Origin of the sequence: Rhodococcoides kroppenstedtii (assembly GCF_900111805.1) — a bacterium.
Taxonomy (GTDB): Bacteria; Actinomycetota; Actinomycetes; order Mycobacteriales; family Mycobacteriaceae; genus Rhodococcoides; species Rhodococcoides kroppenstedtii.
Genome location: NZ_FOJN01000017.1, coordinates 57,169 through 72,914, shown reverse-complemented (window position 1 = coordinate 72,914; position 15,746 = coordinate 57,169). Strand labels below are relative to the sequence as shown.

The following is a 15,746-nucleotide window of genomic DNA, read 5'->3' as shown; positions in this document are numbered from 1 at the left end:
GCCGGAGGCGAGCGTCTGATCGTCGCGATGGACGGCCCGTCGGGCACCGGCAAATCGTCGGTGTCGCGGCTGCTCGCGTCGCGCCTGGGCGCGTCGTACCTCGACACCGGCGCGATGTACCGCGCCGCCACGGTGTGGGTGCTCTCGCAGGGGGTCGACTCCACCGACGTGGACGCCGTGACCGCAGCCGTCGCGTCGCTGCCGCTCGAGATCGGGACCGACCCGACCGCCGAACGCGTGGAGGTCGCGGGAGAGGACGTCACCGGACCCATCCGCGGCGGCGAGGTGACCGCGGCGGTCTCCGCTGTGTCCGCCGTCCCGGCCGTGCGCGAGAAGCTCGTGGCGATGCAGCGGGAGATCGCGATGCGCAGCGACCGCGTCGTGGTCGAGGGGCGAGACATCGGCACCGTCGTCCTGCCCGACGCCGACCTGAAGATCTACCTGACCGCGTCCGCAGAGACCCGCGCCGCGCGGCGCAACGACCAGAACGTGGCCGACGGCCGCGGCGACGACTACGCCGGCGTGCTCGCCGACGTCCAGCGACGCGATCTCGCCGACTCGACGCGCGCCTTGTCGCCGTTGCGTCCCGCGGACGACGCCGTCACCGTCGACACGAGCGACCTGACCAAGGACGGCGTCATCGACGCCCTGCTGCGCCTGGTCCACGACCTGCAAGGAGCTCGATCATGAGCGACCACGACCTCACCGACGTGACCGAGGTCTTCGCCTCCGACGGCGTCTGGACCGACGAAACCGACTGGGACGACGTCGATCTCGACGCGCCGGAGGGTGACGAGCCCGAGCTCGCCGTCCCCACCCTCGCCGTCGTCGGCCGGCCCAACGTGGGCAAGTCGACCCTCGTCAACCGCATCATCGGTCGTCGTGAAGCGGTGGTGGAGGACGTCCCCGGCGTCACCCGTGACCGCGTCTCGTACGAGGCCAACTGGGCCGGACGCCGCTTCATGGTGCAGGACACCGGCGGCTGGGAGCCGGACGCGAAGGGGATGCAGCAGTCGGTGGCCCGGCAGGCCGAACTGGCCATGCGCACCGCCGACGCCATCCTGTTGGTGGTCGACGCCGTCGTCGGCGCCACCGCCACCGACGAGGCCGTCGCGCGCGTGCTGCGGCGGTCGAAGACCCCGGTGATCCTCGTGGCCAACAAGGTCGACGACGAGCGCGCCGAGGCCGAGGCCGCGGCGCTGTGGTCGCTCGGCTTGGGCGAGCCGCGCACGGTCAGTGCCACGCACGGCCGCGGTACCGGCGATCTGCTCGACGACGTGCTCGAGGTGCTTCCCGAGACCCCGCGCGAGGGGACCGGCGTCGCCGGCCCGCGTCGCGTCGCACTGGTGGGCAAGCCGAACGTCGGCAAGTCGTCGCTGCTCAACAAGCTGACCGGCGACGAGCGGTCCGTCGTCCACGACGTCGCCGGCACCACTGTCGACCCGGTGGACTCGCTGGTGGAACTCGGCGGCAAGGTGTGGCGGTTCGTCGACACCGCCGGCCTGCGCAAGCGCGTCACCCACGCCAGCGGTGCGGAGTTCTACGCCTCGCTCCGCACTCGTGGCGCCATCGACGCCGCCGAGGTCGCGATCCTGCTGATCGACGCCTCCGAGGTCATCTCCGAGCAGGACCTGCGGGTGCTGTCGATGGTCGCCGAGGCAGGACGCGCGCTGGTCATCGCCTTCAACAAGTGGGACCTGGTCGACGAGGACCGGCGTCACCAGCTCGAGCGGGAGATCGATCGCGACCTCGCGCGCGTGCCGTGGGCGTCGCGGGTCAACGTCTCGGCTCGGACCGGTCGCGCCGTGCAGAAGCTGGTGCCCGCGCTCGAGACCGCGTTGGACTCGTGGGACAAGCGCATCCCCACCGGTCGCCTGAACTCCTGGCTGAAGGACGTCGTCGCCGCGACCCCGCCGCCCATGCGCGGCGGACGCCTGCCGCGGGTGATGTTCGCGACGCAGGCCGGGACGCGTCCGCCGACCTTCGTGCTGTTCACCACAGGCTTCCTCGAGGCCGGCTACCGGCGGTTCCTCGAGCGTCGGCTGCGGGAGGAGTTCAACTTCGACGGCAGCCCCGTGCGTATCTCCGTGCGGATCCGGGAGAAGCGCGATCGCCGGAAGTAGCTACGCAGGCGGGGTGGCTGGAGGCCGCGAGGCGATTGGCTTCCGGCGCCGCGCCTGAGGTAGTGTTTCACCGTTCCCGAGAGGGGATGCACGGTCCTCGTCACGAGGACCGCGGGCTGTGGCGCAGCTTGGTAGCGCACTTGACTGGGGGTCAAGTGGTCGCAGGTTCAAATCCTGTCAGCCCGACGCGACGAGCGGCTCCGGACATCACGTTCGGAGCCGCTTTCTCGTTCCGAGGCTTGTTCGGAACGGTCAGCCCCGGTACTGCTCCATCAACGCGACGTAGCCGGAGGCGTTGAAGCCGATGGCCTCGCGCTCCTGCTCGGTGGTCTCGCGCCGCACCTTGCCGGGAACCCCGGCGACCAACGAGTTCGGCGGGATCTGCGTGCCCTCGGTGACCAGGGCGCCGGCGGCGACGATGGAGCCGGTGCCGATGCGGGCGTGGTTCATGACGGTGGCGCCCATGCCGATCAGGACGTCGTCCTCGACGGTGCAGCCGTGCAGCACGGCGTTGTGGCCGACGCTCACCCGCTTGCCGACGGTCAACGGTGCGCCGGGGTCCGCGTGCAGGGCGCATCCGTCCTGGATGTTGCTCTCCTCGTCGATCGAGATGGTCTCGGCGTCGGCTCGGACGACGGCGTTGAACCACACGGCCGTCCGGGCCGCGAGGGTGGCGCGGCCGATCACGGCGGCACCCGGGGCGAGCCACGCATCCTCGGCGACGGAGGGGCTGTGACCGGCGAAGGAATACGTCTGTTCCATTCGCCGACACTAACAACGGCCACGGCGTTTCGACGCGCGCACCGTGTTCACGGAACCGACACCGGACTGTCGGAGCGATGGTGAATACTCCATCCGTGACGAGTACACCTTTCCCTGTCGCATCCCGAGCAGCAGCACTCGGGGCGACACCGGCGGCCGAGACCCTCCCGGCGCCGGACGACCAGCACGTGGTCGCCTTTCTGCAACGCTGGTACGCCTACGGCGGCGGACGCTCCGAGGACATCCTGGTCGAGTTCGGCCTGTCGACGACCCAATTCTTCACGCGCGCCAGGGATCTCCTCGAGAGCAAGGCGGTGCGCGTCGATCCCGCCGTGGCCGACGCCATGCTGACCGTCTGCCGCAAGCGCCTCTGGCTCGGTCAGTGAGCCACCGTCCGCGCCGGTGTGACGCCGGCGCGGACGATGAATTTTTCCTCATCCGGACCTCATGGACACGTCATGGAGGACCGGCAGAGTTCCCGTCATGAGTTCCTCTCGATCCGTCGCCGTGATCGCCGTCCTGTCGACGGTCGCGTTCGTGGTCGCGGCCGGATTCCTGCTCACCCGCTCACCGGCGCCGACACTCGACCCGGCGCCGGTCGTGGTGAGCGTGCTCCCGAGTCCGACGACGACCGCCCCGACGACGTCCACCCCGGCCCCGCCGCCGGCGTCGCCCGTACCGTCGGCGGTCGCTCCCGCACCAGGACCCGCCCCGGCACCCGCCCCGGCACCCGCCCCGGCCCCGGCCCCGGCGCCGGTCCCGTTCGACGACGACGGGGACGACGACGGGGACGACGACGATGACTGATTCCGCGACGGGCGTCCCCGCGACCGACGCGCAGCGCCGCGGCTCGTCGCTGCCCGCCCGGTGGAAGATCACCGGCTGGATCATGCTCACGACCCTGCTGCTGCTGGTGGTCGTGCTGGTCACCGCCCGCAACCTGCTGCTGCGGGACGTCGACGTGCGGGCGAACGCCGACATCGAGCAGGAGGCCGACGAGTTCCGCCGCTTCGCCGCCGAGGGTGTCGATCCGACCACCACGGCGCCGTTCGAGTCCGTCGAGCGGTTGCTCGAGGTGTACCTCGCGCGGCAGTCGCCGGCGGCCGGCGAGGTCATGCTCGGTCTGGTCGCCGACCGCGTGGTCACGCAGCCCGACGGCATCGTCCCAGAGTCCCTCACCCGCGACCCCGAGGTGCTGCCCTCACTGCGGACGGCGTCGGACACCGCTGGTGTCCTCGACACCGAAGCGGGCGAGGTGCGGTGGGGCCGCGTGACCGTCGACAACCCCGGTGGCGAGGACGGCACGTTCCTGGTCACCGTCTTCACGCGCGGCGGGCAGGACCTGGTGGACCGGACGATGGGCACCATCGCGGCCGTCGGCGGCGTCGGACTCCTGCTCACCACGGGCGTCGCGTACCTGGTGGCGGGCCGGATCCTCGCTCCGGTCCGGACGCTGCGCGCCGTGGCGGCGGAGATCGGGGAAACCGATCTCACCGCCCGGGTCCCGGTGTACGGCCGGGACGACATCGCCGACCTCGCGGAGACGTTCAACGCCATGCTCGATCGCCTCGAGCACGCGTACACCACGCAACGACAGTTCGTCGACGACGCCGGGCACGAGTTGCGCACCCCCATCACGATCGTGCGGGGCCACCTCGAACTGCTCCCAGACGATCCCGAGGAGCGACGCCGAACCCTGGCGCTGGTCGACAGCGAACTGGATCGCATGGGCCGCATCGTGAGCGATCTGCTCATGCTGGCCAAGGCCGAGCAACCCGACTTCGTCGTTCCGAAGGAGACCGAGGTTGCGGGCCTGCTGCTCGACGTCGAGTCGAAGGTGCAGACGCTCGGCGACCGCGGGTGGTTGCTGATGGAGGTCGCGGAAGGCACGTGCCGACTCGACGCCCAACGGATCACGCAGGCAATGGTTCAGCTGGCGTCGAACGCGGTGGGGCACACCGAGACCGGATCGCGCATCCGCCTGGGGTCCCGCTTCGTGGGCGACGGCACCGCTCGCGTGTTCTCGGTCTGGATCGCCGACGACGGGCCCGGGGTGAGTCCGGAGGACGCGCCGAGAATCTTCGAGCGGTTCCATCGTGGACGCCCGTCGGACCAGGCGCCGGCCACTCACCGGTCCGGGGCGGGCCTCGGCCTCGCGATCGTGCGAGCGATCGCCGACGCTCACGGCGGCTCGGCGTGGGTGCGCAGCGCACCCGGCCAGGGCGCCACCTTCGGGCTCGACGTCCCCGCACCCACCACCACCCCGACCGATCCGCCCACGGAGGAGATCTCGTGAGTCGCATTCTCATCGCGGAGGACGACGTCCACATCGCGTCGTTCGTCGGCAAGGGCCTGCGCGCCGCCGGCTACAGCACCGAGCACGTCGACGACGGCGAGACCGCGCTGCTCATGGCGCGCGGCGGCGGGTTCGACCTGATCGTGCTGGACATCGGGTTGCCGTCGATGGACGGATTCACCGTGCTCGCCCGACTGCGCGGCGAGGGCGTGACGACACCGGTGGTGGTGCTCACCGCGCGAGACAGCGTGGTGGACACCGTCGCCGGGCTCGAGGGCGGTGCGAACGACTACATGACCAAGCCGTTCCAGTTCGCCGAACTGCTCGCCCGCGTGCGGCTGCGCCTGCAGGACGATGTCGCGACGGGCGACGCCTCCCTGACCGTGCGTGATCTGCGTCTGGACCTGCGGTCGCGGCGCGTCCACATCGGGGAGCGGGCGGTGGACCTGACCGCGCGGGAATTCTCGCTGCTCGAGGTGTTCCTGCGGAACGCCGACCAGGTGCTCTCGCGGGAGCAGATCCTCGGCCACGTCTGGGGCTACGACTTCGACCCCGCGTCGAACGTCGTCGACGTCTACGTGCGAGCGGTTCGCGCGAAGATCGGTGCCGACCGCATCGAGACCGTCCGCGGCATGGGGTACCGGCTCCGATGACCGTCACGGAGTTCGCCACCACGCCGCCGGCCCACAGGATGCGGGTGCCCCGACCCGCCCCGTCCCGCCGTCGCGGTCCCCGGCTCCCCGTCCCGGCCGCGGTGGGGGCCCTGGTGGTCCTGCTGTCCGGGCTCGCCGTCGTGAACGCCGGGGTGACCGGCGCCCTCGGGGCCGACGGGGTGGTCACCCTGCTCGTGTTCCTCGTGGCCGTCTGGATGTGGATCTTCGCGCCGGTGGACGACACCTACGTCGCTCTCGGCGCGGCCCTGGCGCTGGTGATCGCCGGGCCCGTCGACACCGAGACCTTCACGCGCACCCTGGGCGACCAGATCATCTGGCTCCTGGTGGGATCGTTCGTCATCGCCGCCGCCGTCACGGCCAGTGGTCTGTCGTCCCGCGTCGCGGCCCGCGTTCTCGTCCTCGCCCGCACCCCGCGACACCTCGTGCACGCGGTGACCGCCACTCTGCTCCTCACGACGTTCGCGGTGCCGTCGACCTCCGGCCGTGCAGCCCTCGCGCTGCCCGTCTTTCTCGCGCTCGCGGCCGCGCTGCGTCACCGCCGATCGCTGGTGCTGACGCTCGCCCTGGTGTTCCCCGCGGTCATCCTCTTCTCCGCGGTGGGCTCGCTGCTCGGCGCGGGCGCGCATCTGATCACCAGCGAGATCGTGCGGACGGCGACCGGTGCAGGGTTCGACTTCCTGCAGTGGATGCTGCTGGGCCTGCCGCTCGCGGTGGTGTGGTCCCACCTGGCGGCGGAGATCGCGCTCTCGCTGTTCACCGACCGCGCGGAGCGGCGGACGCCGCTCGCCCTGACGCGCACCGATCTCGGCGCCGACACCGGTCCCCTCACCACGGCCCAGCGGCGGGTGACGGCGGTCCTGGTCGTCGTGGTGGTCGCGTGGTGCACCGAACCTCTGCACGGCATCGATCCGGCAATCGTCGCCATGACCGGCGCACTGGTCGCCGCCGCCCCTGCGGTCGGTGCGACCACGCTGCCCGCCGCCGTGAAGACCGTGCCGTGGTCGCTGCTGCTGTTCATGGCGGCGACCCTGTGCCTCGGCGTCGCACTGACCGGCTCCGGGGCCGCACAGTGGTTGGCGGACAGCGTGTTCGGACCGCTCGGGGGGCTCGGATCGTCCGCCGCGGCGGCATTCGTGGTCACGGTGGTGATCGTGTCGCTGGTGTCCCACCTGGTGGTCCAATCCCGGTCCGCTCGCTCGGCCGTCCTGATCCCGCTGGTCGTGGCCACGGCACCGACCTTCGGGATCGACCCCGCCGCCGCGGCGTTCGTGTCCACGGCCGCGGCCGGGTTCTGCTTGACCCTCACCTCGTCGGCCAAGCCCGTGGCGATGTTCGCGGCCACCGACACCGTGCCCGGCTACGACGCGCGGCATCTGCTGCGCCTGTCCGCCGCGCTCGCTCCCGTCTCACTCGCCCTGGTGCTCGCCTGCGCCGTCTGGCTCTGGCCGATGCTCGGCCTCGGCCTGCATCTCTGACCCCCCATTCTCCGGACCCCCTGCCCCCACATCCCCGAGGAGTCTGCCGTGCCCGTTCGACTGCCCCAGCGTGTTCTCGTCGCGCCCAGTGGATTCAAGGAGAGCCTCGGCGCCGAGGAGGTGGCCGCGGCCATCGCCGCCGGCGTCCGCCGTGCGGTGCCCGGCGTTCGGGTCGACACCGTCCCCATCGCCGACGGGGGTGAGGGCACAGCGCGCACGCTGGCGGCGTCGACACGCGGGAGCCTGCACCCGGTGACGGTGATGGGTCCCGTCGGCGCGCCCGTGACCGCGCACTGGGCGCGGCTCGGCGGCGCGCACTCCTCGGTCGCGGTGGTGGAGATGGCGTCCGCGGCGGGGCTGTCCCTGGTGCCCGCCGACGCGCGCGACCCGGGAGCGACGACCACCTACGGTGTCGGCCAGCTGATCGCGGCCGCGCTCGACGCCGGCGTCGACACCGTGCTGGTCGGGTGCGGCGACTCCGGAACTTGCGACGGCGGGGCGGGCGCTCTGCAGGCACTCGGCGCGCGGATCGTCGACGCCGCGGGCGACGACCTCGGCCGGGGCGGCCGGGAGCTCGCCCGAGCTCACGCGGTGGACCTGACCGGGTTGCACCCGCGACTGCGGGAGGTCGACGTGGTCCTCGCGTGCAACCCCCACAACGTGCTGGGTGGGGACCGGGGCGTCGCGCGGGTCTTCGGACCCCAGAAGGGGGCGACGCCGGCCGACGTCGAGCAGCTCGCCGCGGCGTTGGACACCTGGGCAAGAATTCTGGGTCGCGACGGCGTCGCCGACCTCGACCTGCGCACCGCTCCGGGGACGGGTGCGTCGGGGGGACTCGGCGCCGGTCTCGCGGGTGCGGTGGGCGCCCGGCTGGTCTCGCGATTCGACGCGCTGCTCGACTCGGGGCTCGCCGGGATCGATCTCGACCGACGCATCCGCAAGGCCGACCTGGTGATCACCGCGGAGGGGTCGATCGACTTCCAGACCCCGCACGGCAAGGTGCCGGCCGAGGTGGCCCGCCGGTGCGGGCGGCACGGCGTTCCCGTGATCGCGCTGGCCGGCTCGCTCGGCCACGGCGCCCCGGACGTGCACGACGTCGGCATCGCGGCCATCGCGTCGATCATTCCGGTGCCCATGCCGCTCGCCGAAGCCGTCGCGAACGGGGAGCGGCTGCTCATTGAAGCAGCCGAACGCACCATGCGCATGATCCTGCTCGGTGGGGCGGTCTCGGCGCGGACGGGAAGCAAGCGTCGAGCGAGCGCTTGATCGCCCGCTTCCTGCGTGGCGCGCGGCCTACGCTCGACGCATGATGCCGCGCACCGAGGGGCTGCACCACGTCACCGCCATCGCCGACGATCCGCAGACCAACATCGACTTCTACGTCACCGTCCTGGGGCTGCGCCTGGTGAAGCGGACGGTCAACTTCGACGACCCGTCCACCTACCACCTGTACTACGGCGACTCGTCGGGCACGCCCGGGACGTTGATGACCTTCTTCCCGTGGCAGAAGGTGCCGACGGGGCGGATCGGTGTGGGCCAGTCGACGGCGACCGCGTTCTCGATCCCGCAGGACTCCCTCGGGTGGTGGCGGGGTCATCTCACCGGACTGGGCGTGGACTCGACGATCACCGGCGCCTCGGACGGGGAGCGCCTGGTGCTCCGCGACCCGGACGGGTTGCGGCTCGAGTTGGTCGCGTCGAGCGTCGTCGATCCGCGGAATCCGTGGGACTCCGCGTCGGTGCCGGGTGAGCACGCGATCCGCGGTCAGCACTCGTCGGTGCTGACGGTCGAGGACGGGGACCGGACCGTCGCGACGCTCGTCGAGGACCTCGGCATGCGGGTGGAGTCCGAGCTGCCGGATCGCACCCGGCTGCGGGCGGGCCCCGGCGGCCCCGGCCACCTCGTCGACGTGGTGACCGACTCCCGCGGGGAGCAGGGGGTGGTGGCCGGAGGAACGGTGCACCACATCGCGTTCCGGGTCCCCGACCACGCCACTCAGGAGTTGTGGCGCGCGCACCTGGTCGATCGCGGCCACCACGTCACGAAGATCCTCGACCGGCAGTACTTCACGTCGATCTACTTTCGGGAGCCCGGTGGTGTCCTCCTCGAAGTGGCAACGGACACACCGGGATTCGACGTCGACGAGCCGCTGCTCGAGCTCGGCCGCGCCCTGAAGCTGCCGCCGTGGCTCGAGCCCGACCGCGAGGACATCGAGCGGTCGGTGCGGCCCGTCACCGTGCCGAGGGAGAACGACCCCGACTAACTCAGGTGGTGCACCTCCTGCAGCCCGTAGACGGGGGTGTCGATGCCCTCGTACCGCGCCTTGAGCTGCAGCCCGAGGTAGAGCGAGTAGTGGCGTGACTGGTGCAGGTTGCCGCCGTGGAACCAGAGGTTCTCCTGCTGGGTCGGCTTCCACATGTTGCGCTGCTCGCCCTCCCAGGGACCGGGGTCCTTGGTGGTGTCCGAACCGAGGCCCCACACTTTGCCCACCTTGTCCGCGGTCTCCTGGTCGACCAGATCGGCGACCCAGCCGTTCATCGAGCCGTAGCCGGTGGCGTAGACCACCAGATCGGCCTCGAGCTCGGTGCCGTCCGCGAGCACCACGGCGGTCTCGGTCAGGTGGTCGACCTGGCCGTTCACGAGCTTGATCGACCCGTCGGCGACGAGCTCGGACGCGCCGACGTCGATGTAGTAGCCGGATCCTCGGCGCAGGTACTTCATGAACAGCCCCGAGCCGTCGTCACCGAAGTCCTGCTGGAAACCGGCCGCGGCGAGGCGGTCGTAGAAGTCCCTGTCCTTCTCCGCGATCTGCTGGTACACGGGGATCTGGAACTCGTGCATGATCCGGTACGGCAATGAGGCAAACGTGAGATCGGCCTTCTGCGTGGTGGTTCCGCTCTGCACGGCCCGCTCGGAGTAGAGGTCGCCCAGCGCGATCTCGCACAGCGAGTCGGACTTGACGATGTGCGTGGACGAGCGCTGCAGCATGGTCACGTCGGCGCCCGTCTCGTACAGCGCCTTGTAGATGTCGTGGGCCGAGTTGTTGGAGCCGACCACCACGACCTTCTTGCCGACGTAGGCGTCGGGGCCGGGGTGCTGCGACGAGTGATGCTGCTCGCCGCGGAAGACGTCCATGCCGGGGAAGTTCGGGATGTTCGCCTTGCCCGACATTCCCGTCGCCATGACGAGGTGCTTCGGGGTGAGCGTCACCTTCTCGCCGTCGCGATCGACGACGACGGTCCACTGCTTCGTCTCCTCGTCGAAGGTGGCGGACTCGGCGGTGGTCCGGGTCCAGTAGGGGACCTCCATCACCTTCGTGTACATCTCGAGCCAGTCGCCGATCTTGTCCTTCGGAGCGAAGACGGGCCAGTTGTCCGGAAAGGGCAGGTAGGGGAGGTGGTCGTACCAGACCGGATCGTGGAGGCAGAGCGACTTGTAGCGGCCACGCCACTGATCGCCGGGCCGGTCGTTCCGGTCGACGACGATGGCCGGCACGCCCATCTGCCGCAGCCGCGCGCCGAGGGCGATGCCGCCCTGACCGCCACCGACGATCAGCACGTACGGCTGAACCGCGTAGCCGAGCTCCTTCTCCTCGAGCTCGCGTCGTTCCGCCCAGGTCTTCGTCTCCTTGTTCGACCCGTGCACGGCACCCATCGGCCGACGGTGCCCGCGGGGCTCCTCGTGGCCCTTCAGTTCCTGCATCGTGGTCAGCAGCGTCCACGCCTCGAGGTCGCCGTCGGCGTTCTCCCGCAGACGCAGGTGGCCCGACCCGCGGGCGGTGGCGGTCTCGAACGCGATCCAGGCGGAGTAGACACCGTCGGCCTCGTCCGGGGTCTCGGTGGTGTGGAACCCGCGCGGGTCGACGTCGTCGAGACGGGCGCCGAGCATGTCGGCGATCTGCTCGCGGCCCTCGACGGTCTTGATGTTCCAGGTGAACGTCACCAGGTCGCGCCAGAAGCTGGTCGTGGCGAACAGGGCCGCGACGCCCTCGACGTCGCGGGCGGCCAGGGCGCGGTCGAAATCCGCCAGCCAGGCGTCGACCCGCTGCTGCGGCGACCGGTCGGTGGTGGTGGGCGGTTCGAGAGTCTGGGTCATGGGTACTGCTCTCCCGTTCGAGGATCGGTGCGTGTCGAGCGTCACACGGACGCTGTGATGCACAGCACACGCCCCGACCGGGCCCCGCCGCGAGAGTTGCACGGGGTTGCAGTCCCCCCGGGAGCCGTCAGACCACCCGGTGCGGCGGTTCCTCACCCCGGGCGATCGCCACGGCGTTCAGCGCCGAGAGTCGCGCCATCTCCGATCGCACCGACACCGTCGCGCTGCCGACGTGGGGGAGCAGCACCGTGTTAGGCAGATCCGCGAGGCCCGGCGCCAGCTCGGGCTCGCGCTCGAACACGTCGAGTCCGGCCGCGGCGACGACACCGTCCCGCAACGCCTCGACCAGGGCCGTCTCGTCGACGACGGGTCCGCGGGCGGTGTTGATCAGGATCGCGTCGTCGCGCATCGCAGCGAGGACGTCGGCGTCCACGAGATGGCGCGTGTCGTCGGTGAGGGGCACGTGCAGTGAGAGGAAGTCGCTCTCCCGCACGAGGGTCGGCCAGTCGACGTGGGTGACCCGGCCGGCGAGGTCGCCCAGCTCGTGGTCGGCGACGTCGCGGTCCGACGGGGGCCGTGGGCAGAAGAGCACGGTCATGCCGAACCCGAGCGCCCGCCGGGCGGTGGCCTTCGCGATGCGACCGAAGCCGGCGAGGCCCAGGGTCCGCCCCGAGACGTCGGTGCCGAGCATCAGGTTCGGCTGCCACCCGTGGAACCCGCCCTCGCGCACCACGCGATCGGCCTCGACCGCACGCCGCGCCGTCGCCAGCATGAGCAGGACCGCGATGTCGGCGGTGGAGTCGGTGAGCACGCCCGGGGTGTTGCCGACGACGATGCCGTGGCGCTGCGCGGCGTCGACGTCGATGTTGTCGAAGCCCACCGCGTAGTTCGAGATGCCGGCGAGGGTGGCTCGGCTCAGCAGATCGGCGTCGAAGCGGTCACGCAACTGTGCGAGCACCACGCCGTGGCTGCCGTCGGTCACCGCGGTGCGCAGCGCGTCGGGGTCGATCGGCTCGTCGGAGAACGTCACGTTCCCGTACTCCCGGAGGATCGACGGGCCGGGCTCGGGGATCTGCGAGGTGACGAGGATGCGGTGGTCGGTCATGGCTGTCCGTTCCGGTCGGGGGTGGGGGCGGGTCGACCGAGCAGGTTGCGGTAGACCTCGTCGGTGTGAGCGCCGAGGTCCGGTCCGATCGACCGGACGGGCAGCGAGCGCTCGCCGAGGACGGGGACGATGCCGGGGAAGCCGACCGTCGCCGGTTCCGGCGCGCCGGTGTCCACCTCGAAGTGCTGGATCATGTCGCGGGCCGCGTACTGCTCGTCCGTGCAGATGTCGCGCGCGGTGTGGATGGGGCCGGCCGGCACCTCGGCCTGATCGAGCAGGCGCAACGCCTCGTCGCGGGTGAGCTCGGCCGCCCACGCTCCGATGGCGTCGTCGATCTCGTCCCGTCGCGCCCATCGACCCGCGTTGGTGGCCAGGTCCGGGTCGTCGGCGAGATCGGTGCGCCCGATCAGGCGCATGTAGCGACCGAAGATGGCGTCGCTGTTCCCGGCGACGACGACGGACAGGCCGTCGGCGCAGACGTAGGCGTTGGACGGGGCGATGCCCTCGGTCCGCCCACCGGTGCGACGACGTTCGACGCCGTACGCGAGGTAGTCGGGGATCAGCGACTCCATCATCGACAGCACGGCCTCGTTCAGCGCGACGTCGATGCTGCGCGCCCGCAGCGGCACCGCACCCGGGCGAGTGCGCTCGCGCTGCAGCAACGCCGTCACCGCACCGAACGCGGCGTAGAGACCGGCGATGGAATCGCCGATCGACACCCCGGTGCGCGACGGCGGGCGGTCGGGGTCGCCCACCAGCTCGCGCAGTCCGCCGTGGGCTTCGGCGACGGCCGCGAAGCCCGGCCGCGACGCCAGGGGGCCGGTCTGGCCGAACGCGGAGATGCGGGCGAGCACGATCTCGGGGTTGACCGCGTTCATCTCCTCCGGGCCGAGACCCCACCGCTCGAGGGTGCCGGGGCGGAAGTTCTCGAGCACCACGTCGCACACCGCGACGAAGTCGAGGACGTCGCGGCGTCCCGCGTCGGTCCGCAGGTCGATCACCACCGACTTCTTGCCGCGGTTGAGGGTGCGGAACAGCATCGAGGTGGTCCCGGCGTAGAGCCGCCAGTTCCGCAGTTCGTCGCCCGTGTGCGGACGCTCGACCTTGATCACCTCGGCGCCGAAATCGGCCAGCAGCCGGGCGGCGGTCGGCGCGGCGATGTAGTTCCCCAGCTCGAGAACGCGGATGCCGGCCAGGGGGAGCGGGAAGTCGTCGGCCACGGGCCGAAGCCTATGCAACCGCGTGCAACTCTTCTGCGAGTGGCCTGCGCCACAGCAGCATCGGAGCTCGTACCGATTGTGCAAGCCGACGCCGACCCCCGACCGAACGGACCCCACGATGCGTGCAGCCGTCTACCACGGACCCCAGCGAGTCGAGATCGAGGACGTGCCCACCCCGGAGCCGGGTCCGGGGGAGGTGGCCGTCGACGTCGCGTTCAACGGCATCTGCGGCACGGACCTGCACGAGTACTACGCCGGCCCGATCTTCGTGCCCACCTCGCCGCACCCGCTGACGGGGCGGCAGGCGCCGCTGACGATGGGCCACGAGTTCTCGGGAACCGTCGCCGCCGTCGGACCCGGCGTGGACGGCTGGGCGGTGGGCGATCGGGTCGCGGTCGAGCCGATCCACCGCTGCGGACAGTGCCCGCCCTGCCGGGCCGGCAACTACAACGTCTGCCAGCGGATCGGGTTCCACGGGTTGATGTCCGACGGCGGCATGGCCGAGCGCACGGTGGTACCGGTGCACATGCTCCACCGCCTGCCGGACTCGGTGTCGCTCGAACTCGGGGCTCTGGTCGAGCCGATGTCCGTCGCCTATCACGCGGCCACCCTCGGCGAGCCGCCCGCCGACGGCACGGCCCTGGTGTTCGGGGCGGGGCCGATCGGGATCGGACTCTGGTTCGCGTTGCGGGGCAAAGGACTCGAGAACGTGTACGTGGTCGAGCCGTCGGCGGACCGACGATCCGCCGTCGAGGCACTCGGCGCCCGCACGCTGGACCCGACCGGCGTCGACGTGCCCGCGTTCGTCGCGGACGCCACCGACGGCCGCGGTGCCGACGCGGTCTACGACGCGGCGGGAGTACGCCCCGCCGTCGAGACGGCGTTGGCCTGTGTCGGCTCGCGCCGGCCGATGGTGAGCGTCGCGATCTACGAGACGCCCCTCGAGACCCCGCTGCTGAACCTGGTCATGAACGAGTCCCGGATCCAGGGGTCCCTCTGCTACACCGCGGCCGACTACGAGGCGGTGATCGCCCTCATGGACGCCGGGACCTACGACACCACGGGATGGGTCGAGCACATCGCGCTCGAGGACGTCGTGACCGAGGGTTTCGACGCCCTGCACGCCGGTCGCAAGACCAAGGTGCTCGTCGACCCCACCCGCTGAGCGCACCCACCCCCGACGAAGGAGAACACATGAGTATCGACGGACAGGTCGCCCTGGTCACCGGCGCGGGCCGCGGCATCGGACGGGCGATCGCCCTGCGGTTGGCTCGCGACGGCGCCGACGTGGCGTTGCTCGACGTCCATGCGGACACGCCGGCCGCGGTCGCCGACGAGGTGCGGGACCTCGGCCGCCGGGCCGTCACCGTCACGGCCGACGTCGGGGACCGCGCTCAGGTGGCCGACGCGGTCGATCGCACCGTCGCCGAACTCGGCGGCCTCGACATCATGGTGAACAACGCGGGCATCGCCCTGGTCGGCCCGCTGTCCGAGATGACCGAGGAGCAGGTCGCCCGCATCTGGCGGGTGAACGTGGACGGTGTGCTGTGGGGCATCCAGGCCGCGGCGGCGTCCTTTCTCGCCCGCGGGGTGCGGGGCCGCATCGTCAACGCGTCGTCCATCGCCGGCCACGACGGGTTCGAGATGCTCGGCGTCTACAGCGCCACCAAGTTCGCGGTACGCGGGCTCACGCAGGCCGCGGCGAAGGAGTACGCCTCGGCGGGCATCACCGTGAACGCCTACTGCCCGGGCGTCGTCGGCACCGACATGTGGGTGGACATCGACCAGCGGTTCGCCGACCTGACCGGAGCACCGAAGGGTGCGACCTACGAGAAGTTCGTCGGCGGGATCGCCCTTGGCCGCGCTGAGACACCCGAGGACGTCGCCGGGTACGTCTCGTTCCTCGCGGGCCCCGATGCGGCCTACATGACGGGCCAGTCGGGTCTGATCGACGGCGGGCTGGTCTATCGGTGAGCGAGGGCGCGCCGACCCACCC

General features: G+C 71.3%; 15 protein-coding genes and 1 tRNA gene. 12 read left to right on the top strand and 4 right to left on the bottom strand.

Features of this window, described 5'->3' with window-relative positions:
- Positions 1-27: 27 nt before the first annotated feature.
- From cmk to BMZ18_RS17330, 3 genes are all read left to right on the top strand, one after another.
- Positions 28-690, top strand: a complete 663-nt coding sequence (gene cmk / locus BMZ18_RS17340; RefSeq protein ID WP_170851508.1) for a (d)CMP kinase — start codon at positions 28-30, stop codon at positions 688-690.
- Entirely contained in the window at positions 687-2,123 is a 1,437-nt protein-coding gene (der, locus tag BMZ18_RS17335; RefSeq protein WP_068364164.1) for a ribosome biogenesis GTPase Der, read from the top strand. Before cmk ends, der begins: the two co-directional genes overlap by 4 nt.
- Before the next feature lie 112 nt (positions 2,124-2,235).
- A tRNA-Pro gene (locus BMZ18_RS17330) sits at positions 2,236-2,309 on the top strand.
- 66 nt (positions 2,310-2,375) lie between these two features.
- Here BMZ18_RS17330 and BMZ18_RS17325 read toward each other — a convergent pair.
- A complete protein-coding gene (locus tag BMZ18_RS17325) occupies positions 2,376-2,885 on the bottom strand; it encodes a gamma carbonic anhydrase family protein (RefSeq protein ID WP_068364161.1) in 510 nt (169 codons plus the stop codon).
- A 95-nt stretch (positions 2,886-2,980) separates the two neighbouring features.
- On the opposite strand from BMZ18_RS17325, the gene BMZ18_RS19490 reads away from it, so the two are divergent.
- The 7 genes from BMZ18_RS19490 (at position 2,981) to BMZ18_RS17290 (ending at position 9,593) form a co-directional block, all read left to right on the top strand.
- Entirely contained in the window at positions 2,981-3,271 is a 291-nt protein-coding gene (locus BMZ18_RS19490; protein WP_244516582.1) for a DUF3263 domain-containing protein, read from the top strand.
- A gap of 97 nt (positions 3,272-3,368) precedes the next feature.
- A complete protein-coding gene (locus BMZ18_RS17315) occupies positions 3,369-3,692 on the top strand; it encodes a hypothetical protein (protein WP_074922336.1) in 324 nt (107 codons plus the stop codon).
- Positions 3,685-5,181, top strand: coding sequence for a sensor histidine kinase (locus BMZ18_RS17310; protein ID WP_068366491.1), 1,497 nt, complete (start codon positions 3,685-3,687; stop codon positions 5,179-5,181). The genes BMZ18_RS17315 and BMZ18_RS17310 overlap by 8 nt, the downstream gene beginning before the upstream one ends.
- Complete coding sequence (locus tag BMZ18_RS17305; protein WP_068366488.1) at positions 5,178-5,834, top strand: response regulator transcription factor; 657 nt, start codon at positions 5,178-5,180, stop codon at positions 5,832-5,834. Before BMZ18_RS17310 ends, BMZ18_RS17305 begins: the two co-directional genes overlap by 4 nt.
- On the top strand, positions 5,831-7,330 hold the full coding sequence (locus BMZ18_RS17300) for an SLC13 family permease (RefSeq protein ID WP_074922334.1): 1,500 nt from the start codon (positions 5,831-5,833) through the stop codon (positions 7,328-7,330). Before BMZ18_RS17305 ends, BMZ18_RS17300 begins: the two co-directional genes overlap by 4 nt.
- 48 nt (positions 7,331-7,378) lie before the next feature.
- A complete protein-coding gene (locus tag BMZ18_RS17295; protein ID WP_068362842.1) occupies positions 7,379-8,596 on the top strand; it encodes a glycerate kinase family protein in 1,218 nt (405 codons plus the stop codon).
- Between the two features lie 40 nt (positions 8,597-8,636).
- On the top strand, positions 8,637-9,593 hold the full coding sequence (locus BMZ18_RS17290) for a ring-cleaving dioxygenase (RefSeq protein ID WP_068362844.1): 957 nt from the start codon (positions 8,637-8,639) through the stop codon (positions 9,591-9,593).
- Here BMZ18_RS17290 and BMZ18_RS17285 read toward each other — a convergent pair.
- The 3 genes from BMZ18_RS17285 to BMZ18_RS17275 form a co-directional block, all read right to left on the bottom strand.
- Positions 9,590-11,425: an NAD(P)/FAD-dependent oxidoreductase gene (locus BMZ18_RS17285; RefSeq protein ID WP_068362847.1), complete on the bottom strand. Its 1,836-nt coding sequence runs from the start codon at positions 11,423-11,425 to the stop codon at positions 9,590-9,592. The genes BMZ18_RS17290 and BMZ18_RS17285 overlap by 4 nt on opposite strands.
- Before the next feature lie 127 nt (positions 11,426-11,552).
- A complete protein-coding gene (locus BMZ18_RS17280) occupies positions 11,553-12,530 on the bottom strand; it encodes a 2-hydroxyacid dehydrogenase (protein ID WP_068362849.1) in 978 nt (325 codons plus the stop codon).
- Positions 12,527-13,750 (bottom strand): CaiB/BaiF CoA transferase family protein, encoded by a 1,224-nt coding sequence (locus BMZ18_RS17275; protein ID WP_169817717.1) that lies wholly within the window; start codon positions 13,748-13,750, stop codon positions 12,527-12,529. Before BMZ18_RS17275 ends, BMZ18_RS17280 begins: the two co-directional genes overlap by 4 nt.
- 118 nt (positions 13,751-13,868) lie before the next feature.
- Here BMZ18_RS17275 and BMZ18_RS17270 point away from each other — a divergent pair, with 118 nt between their 5' ends.
- Together BMZ18_RS17270 and BMZ18_RS17265 are read left to right on the top strand one after the other, a co-directional pair.
- On the top strand, positions 13,869-14,915 hold the full coding sequence (locus BMZ18_RS17270) for a 2,3-butanediol dehydrogenase (RefSeq protein WP_068362852.1): 1,047 nt from the start codon (positions 13,869-13,871) through the stop codon (positions 14,913-14,915).
- A 29-nt stretch (positions 14,916-14,944) separates the two neighbouring features.
- On the top strand, positions 14,945-15,724 hold the full coding sequence (locus BMZ18_RS17265; protein WP_068362855.1) for an acetoin reductase: 780 nt from the start codon (positions 14,945-14,947) through the stop codon (positions 15,722-15,724).
- Positions 15,725-15,746: the final 22 nt, after the last annotated feature.